We start from the raw sequence: 6,031 nt of genomic DNA on the forward strand, positions 1-6,031 counted from the left end.
GTTCCCGCATAGGCGCCGAGGGTATAATTATCGCTGCTGCCCGATGAAGCGCGATCATCCCCATCGAAGCTGGAATGGCTGTAGCCGGCCAGAAGGCCGAGACGCCATGTGTCGAGCACAGTACCGTCGATACCGGTGACAAAGCCGCCAACAGAGGATTTTACCGATCCTGCATTGCTATTGCTATCCTGCCTCGTCCAAGCGCCATAGGCATAGCCCCAGGCGGTATAGAGATTTTGAGAAGGAGCAATGCTGCCCGGAGCCACGGCATCGATGGCCGAGACGGACGCCGAAACAGGCCTTTGCGCTCCGGCATAGGAAAGCGCATTGATCGGCGTTGCCGGAGCGCCGCCAAACGCTTGTTGCAGACGACCAAAGGCTGCATTGCGAATAAACTGGCTGTCGTTGATCAGCACGCCCGTGGCGGAAGCATAAGCCTCGCCGGAAAGGCTGTCGAAGGCCGCACGCGCCTCATCGGCCGACAGCATCAGCAGCGTATTGTACAAGGCCAGCGACGAACCCGTCTGCGCCAACGTATCCAGGCCGCCAGCCGTGGCATACTGATTGCGGGTCTGAGCGACCGTCGTAAAGAGGGCAGGGGAGGGCTGTTCAGGCTCAACCGGAATGGGACAGCCGGTATTCAGGCAGATTTTGAGATCTGCTGCGGTGTCACTATAGGCAAGGCTCATATCGAGAAAGGCAGAGTTCGACATAACGCTTGCGAATTCACCACTGACACCGCCGTGGGCGGTCAGGATATGGTAGAGTTGACCATTCTGATAACTGGTTTCCGGATCGATGGTGGCAACCGAGACACTGCTGCCGGAAACTGTAGCAGTTCCCGCCACATCGACGCGATCGGAAGTGCCATTGCTGGCAATTTCGATTTCAAGAACTGAACCAGGTTTCAGTGTCAGATCGCCGTCGACAGTAAGCGTGCCAATGGAGTTGCCAGGAGCCAACTTGCTTCCCGGAGCGAGCGTGACTAGAGAACCTGGCCCGGAGCCTACGGACCCGTGTCCGCCGAGTAAGGCGCCATTCTCTATTAAGACGGAGCCGGCAAGTCGCGCATTATTCTTTGTGACTTCTGAGCCAACAATGAGCCCGCCTGAGAGAACAGACGTTGTTCCCGTGAAGGCTGATGACCGGCCATCATAAGCGAGGACACCGCCGCCTGATTTTGTCAGATTGCCGACGCCTTGGATTGTGCCTGTGAGTGAAAGTACGGTGCCAATAGCGGTGTTTATATATCCAGTCGACGTCACGTCGACGTTGCGTACCATTACAAACGTTGCTGTCGTTTCGAGCGCACCGCCATTCAACACGAGATTGCTGGAAGAACCGCCCAGGTTTGCATCCGAAGAAACAGTCAGAACGCCAGCGTTTAAGGTTGTTGCGCCGCTATATGAATTGATGCCGGACAGCTCAACTATTTCTGAACCATCTTTTATTAGTCCGCCCTCTCCGGAGACCATTCCAGAAAGATAGAGATTGTAGCTGGCCGCGTTCAGTGTTAACGCCGAACCTGCTCCAAGTTTGAAATCATTGTCTAATCCAACGGGCCCATCGATTCCAGACATGGTCACTGTGCTGCCGCTGTCAAGCTCGATCCCACCTATCAGCTGTGAACGGCCGGCAAGTTCCAAGACATTTACCGAACCACGGAAGAGCAGAGCGTTAGAACGCGTCTGATGGTCACCCGACAACCCGCCGCTGATCGCACCAAAGTTGACGATTCGAGTATCACCATTGGCGATGATCCCCACTCCGCCAGTCCCATCGTCGCCATCATTCCCATTTTGGGATGACAATTGAAAGCCGATACCGCCATCTCCACCGGCTCCGCCATTTCCTCCCAGGATCGTTCCAGCATTCGTCAGATTGTTCCCGGCACTCAAATAAATGCCGGTACCACCGTCGCCACCATTACCTCCGTTGCCCGCATAATTGAAACTACTATTGCCCTTTCCGCCGCGTCCGCCGTCTCCGCCCGAGCCTCCCTCTATAAGGCCAAAATTTAAGTGCGAGAGACCGGAGCCCTGTATCTGCAATCCGTCACCTCCGTCACCTCCCGAACCCGCGCCCCCGGTGCCAGATGCCGGCAGACCTGCTCCACCAATGCCTCCGTTGCCGCCCATTCCGCCTCGAATAATTCCATAGTTGTTCATCAGGCCGCGAATAATTGCGCCATTGCCGCCGGCTCCCCCGCCCCCACCGCCGCCGTGATGATCCTGTCCTGTCAGTTCGAGTGCGTTTCCGCCGCTGCCGCCACTGCCACCCAGAAGTAGGTCTGTCGCGGTGAGATGAAGGGCGATGTCTTCAAGCCCATTTGCGCCGCCGCCGCCACCGCCGCCGCCGGCACCGTAGCCACCCTTCCCGACGGCGTCCTGACCATTCCCGCCGTTGCTTCCCGGTGCGGTTCCTCCGGATCCTCCTTGGCCACCGGTGGTTGGCAGTTTACCTGCTTTGTCGACTCCATTACCACCATTTCCGCCGTCGCTCCCAACACTGCCTCCGCCTCCACCACTGCCTTCGCCGTAGAAACCGGAATTGAAGTCTGGTGTAAGACCGGAGCCGGCTGCTACCCCGGATTTTCCTCCCTTTCCCCCTTGAAGCATGCTGAACGCCGCATCATTTTGAAAGAATTGGTCCGAGGCACCGCCATTACCGCCGGAGTGTTCGGCACTGAATGCTGTGATCGGTGAAAACAGAGTGAGGAAGAGCGTGGCTATCGCCGGTTTCGCAAAAAACAGGGGCGTTCTGGCAGACAAAATCCTTGAATCGGGAAGTTTGAAGCAAGCAGGCGAGGAGTTCGTTGATAAGAACGTTGCTTGTGACAGGCGAAATCGAGAACTCCCAACCATTGTCATTTCCCCGAGAGTTGGCCAGATATTCACTGTTATCCATGAGCCCTTACTGGCTCCAAACGGACTGAACAATACGGCAGATGCCGTATTTTTTGAGGGTACGAAGGGTTTTCTGGATCAGCTCAGTAAACGAGACACGCGTCCACTGCGCCGTTTGGCGTTGTTGTAATAATCGGACGCTTGCTGCACGGAGCGATGGCGCGATTGTTCCATGGCTTCGGGAAGCGGAATGCCGCGATTGGCCGCTTCGGTAAGATAGCCGGAGCGCAGGCCGTGCGCGGAAAACGCAGTTGGATCGAGACCGGCGCGCTCGGCACGTCGTTTCACAATGGCATTGACCGTTTGTGCGTCGATGGCCTGTCGTCCCAGATTGTCCCATCGATCGACGGCGCGAAACAGACTGCCGCTTTCGATTTTCGCGGCTGCGATCCATGTGTTGAGAACGTCGACCGGGCGACCGGTCAGATAGACAATCTCGTCATGATCGGCGCTCGCCGTCTTGGTTCGTCCGAGACGGATCGACAAAGAGGGGAGGGGCGTTCCATCCTCAGCCTCGACCGGCTCTTCCTCGGCGAGCTGTTCCAGGCAGAGACTTGCAATTTCGCTGCGCCTGCGGCCGCCGGAGGCAAAGGCAACCATCAAGATTGCCCGGTCGCGCAAAGTGCGCAAATCGTCACCAATACAGGTCGCCAGCAGCTTGGCCAGTATATCGCCGGTAATGGCCTGGGGGCTTTTACGGCTGCGCGTCCGGTTGCCGGCACGCACGGCAAGGCGGAGTGCGGATTTAACGGCAGGCGACGAAAATGCCCCTTCCACCCCGCGCCAACGGGTGAGCGTCGACCAGCTGGCAAGCCGACGAGGGACGGTGGCCGGTGAATGCGGTCCGGCCGCGCGCAAAAAGCCTTGTTGACGCAAGTCTGCTTCCACATCGGCCGGCATGCCGTGATCGGGTTCCATCTCGCGTTGCTGCGGTCGCCAGAGATGATGGGCGATGAATTTCAGCAACAGGGCTTCGGGCGCAGGGAAGGGGAGGGGAGGGGCTACCGGTTGCGGCCATCGACCAGATGGCGCAACGTTTCGACGTCCTGATCGGTCAGAAGATCCGCCAGCATATCGCGGCGATCCATCGGCCGCACAGTAATTCCGCGGAATCTCGTTCTAAAATGGGTGCCATCGTAAATCTTATAGCCGACGAATATTAGTAGGAATCAGACAATTTTGATGAGAGCGAATGTCGTGAGTTTAATTGAATCAACTCGTTTGCTGCTACGCCCGCATTCTCTTGATGAGCTGGGCGGATATGCTGAACTATGGTCAACAGCCACGGAGATCCCAGGTCTTCCAAAAATTCCACCGCTAAGCCAGGAGGAAATCTGGGCTCGGCTCTTAAGATTCATCGGACACTGGTCCGTCTTCGGTTTCGGGCCATTCATCGTCGTTGATAAAGCCACCGAAACCGTCGTAGGCGAAGTGGGCTTGGCACACTTCCACCGCGGGAATGGCGATTCATTCGATAGTTCACCTGAAGCAATGTGGAAAATAGACCGCCGCTATCAAGGAAGAGGCTTTGCCTCGGAAGCAGTCCAAATGGCCTTTGACTGGTTTGATGAACAACGGATTGCGAACCGTACAGTATGCATGATCGACCCTCAGAACTCTGCATCGCTACGGATCGCTGAGCATTTTGGTTTCCACAAATTTGCGAGCGCGGTCTATCGAAGCAACCCAGTGCTCCTTTTCGAGCGGAAGGCTGGATGATCCTCCTGCGGTTACAGACGATCTGACTAACTTTTGCGACGGACTGTCCTTCCTTGATGGGATAGAGAATGTCGTCGCTAAACCCCGACTTCAAAAGTCGGGGTTTTGCTCCCGCTTTTTGTGACGGCCACCGACCGGTTTGGGCCTTAATATTGCCGTTCGCACTTTAAGATTCGCACTTCCGCTCAGAAGCTAGAAACTCACACTGAGTTTCGCATTGAAGCCGTTCTGTTTGGCGCCGGATGCAAACTGGCCATTGTAGGACAGGCCGAGTGTGGCATCGTCGGTCAGCTTGAAATCAAGCCCTGCTTCGATGAGAGCCGCATCTTCGGCAATCGGAAGCCCAGAGACTGTGAAGGCGTTCGAGCCGATGAAGCTCGCGGTGGAAACCGGCGTGATGTCGCCATAGGCATGGCGCCAGCCAAGGTCGGTCCGTGCCGTTGCCGTGATGCTGCCCAGAGCAAACTCTGTCGAGGCGCGGAACCCGAGCGTTGAGAAGCTGGTATCCGTCGTGCCTGACTGAACCGAAAGGGCGGCAGCAGTCTGACCCGTTTCATCAAATCCGTCGGTCTTCAGGTGAAGATAGGCAAGACCCGCGTAAGGCTCGAACAGAGCTTTGCCATAGTGGATCTTATAGCCAAGTTCGCCAAAGAGCTGAAAACTTCCCGCATCATAATCGCCGGTCACATTATCGGCAAAGCCGGGGAAGGTGACAGAACGGTTCATGTCGACATCATGCCATGTATAGGCAAGACCGGACCGGAATGCCAAGGCATGGCCATTGTTGAGCGTCCACTCCGTTCCCGCATAGGCGCCGAGGGTATAATTATCGCTGCTGCCCGATGAAGCGCGATCATCCCCATCGAAGCTGGAATGGCTGTAGCCGGCCAGAAGGCCGAGACGCCATGTGTCGAGCACAGTACCGTCGATACCGGTGACAAAGCCGCCAACAGAGGATTTTACCGATCCTGCATTGCTATTGCTATCCTGCCTCGTCCAAGCGCCATAGGCATAGCCCCAGGCGGTATAGAGATTTTGAGAAGGAGCAATGCTGCCCGGAGCCACGGCATCGATGGCCGAGACGGACGCCGAAACAGGCCTTTGCGCTCCGGCATAGGAAAGCGCATTGATCGGCGTTGCCGGAGCGCCGCCAAACGCTTGTTGCAGACGACCAAAGGCTGCATTGCGAATAAACTGGCTGTCGTTGATCAGCACGCCCGTGGCGGAAGCATAAGCCTCGCCGGAAAGGCTGTCGAAGGCCGCACGCGCCTCATCGGCCGACAGCATCAGCAGCGTATTGTACAAGGCCAGCGACGAACCCGTCTGCGCCAACGTATCCAGGCCGCCAGCCGTGGCATACTGATTGCGGGTCTGAGCGACCGTCGTAAAGAGGGCAGGGGAGGGCT

Annotated in this window: 3 protein-coding genes and 1 pseudogene; 1 reads left to right on the forward strand and 3 read right to left on the reverse strand. The window is 57.0% G+C overall.

Features of this window, described 5'->3' with window-relative positions; genetic code table 11:
- Both ACTJKP_RS25935 and ACTJKP_RS25940 read right to left on the reverse strand, forming a co-directional pair.
- The coding region (locus ACTJKP_RS25935; RefSeq protein ID WP_440632723.1) for an autotransporter outer membrane beta-barrel domain-containing protein at nucleotides 1-2,864 on the reverse strand (2,864 nt) is incomplete at its 3' end.
- 120 nt (nucleotides 2,865-2,984) lie between these two features.
- Nucleotides 2,985-3,899 (reverse strand): annotated as a pseudogene (locus ACTJKP_RS25940) (site-specific integrase); the annotation flags it as partial.
- A gap of 189 nt (nucleotides 3,900-4,088) precedes the next feature.
- Here ACTJKP_RS25940 and ACTJKP_RS25945 point away from each other — a divergent pair.
- A complete protein-coding gene (locus ACTJKP_RS25945) occupies nucleotides 4,089-4,625 on the forward strand; it encodes a GNAT family N-acetyltransferase (RefSeq protein ID WP_440632724.1) in 537 nt (178 codons plus the stop codon).
- A 192-nt stretch (nucleotides 4,626-4,817) separates the two neighbouring features.
- On the opposite strand, the gene ACTJKP_RS25950 is transcribed toward ACTJKP_RS25945, so the two are convergent.
- A partial coding sequence (locus ACTJKP_RS25950; RefSeq protein ID WP_440632725.1) for an autotransporter outer membrane beta-barrel domain-containing protein occupies nucleotides 4,818-6,031 on the reverse strand: 1,214 nt, incomplete at its 5' end.

The organism is Brucella sp. 22210 (genome assembly GCF_052045675.1).
Lineage (GTDB): Bacteria > Pseudomonadota > Alphaproteobacteria > Rhizobiales > Rhizobiaceae > Brucella.

What these genes read in the sequence shown, in the direction of transcription:
- ACTJKP_RS25945 (WP_440632724.1), top strand. Translation starts at nt 4,089, where the DNA reads ATGAGAGCGAATGTCGTGAGTTTAATTGAATCAACTCGTTTGCTGCTA.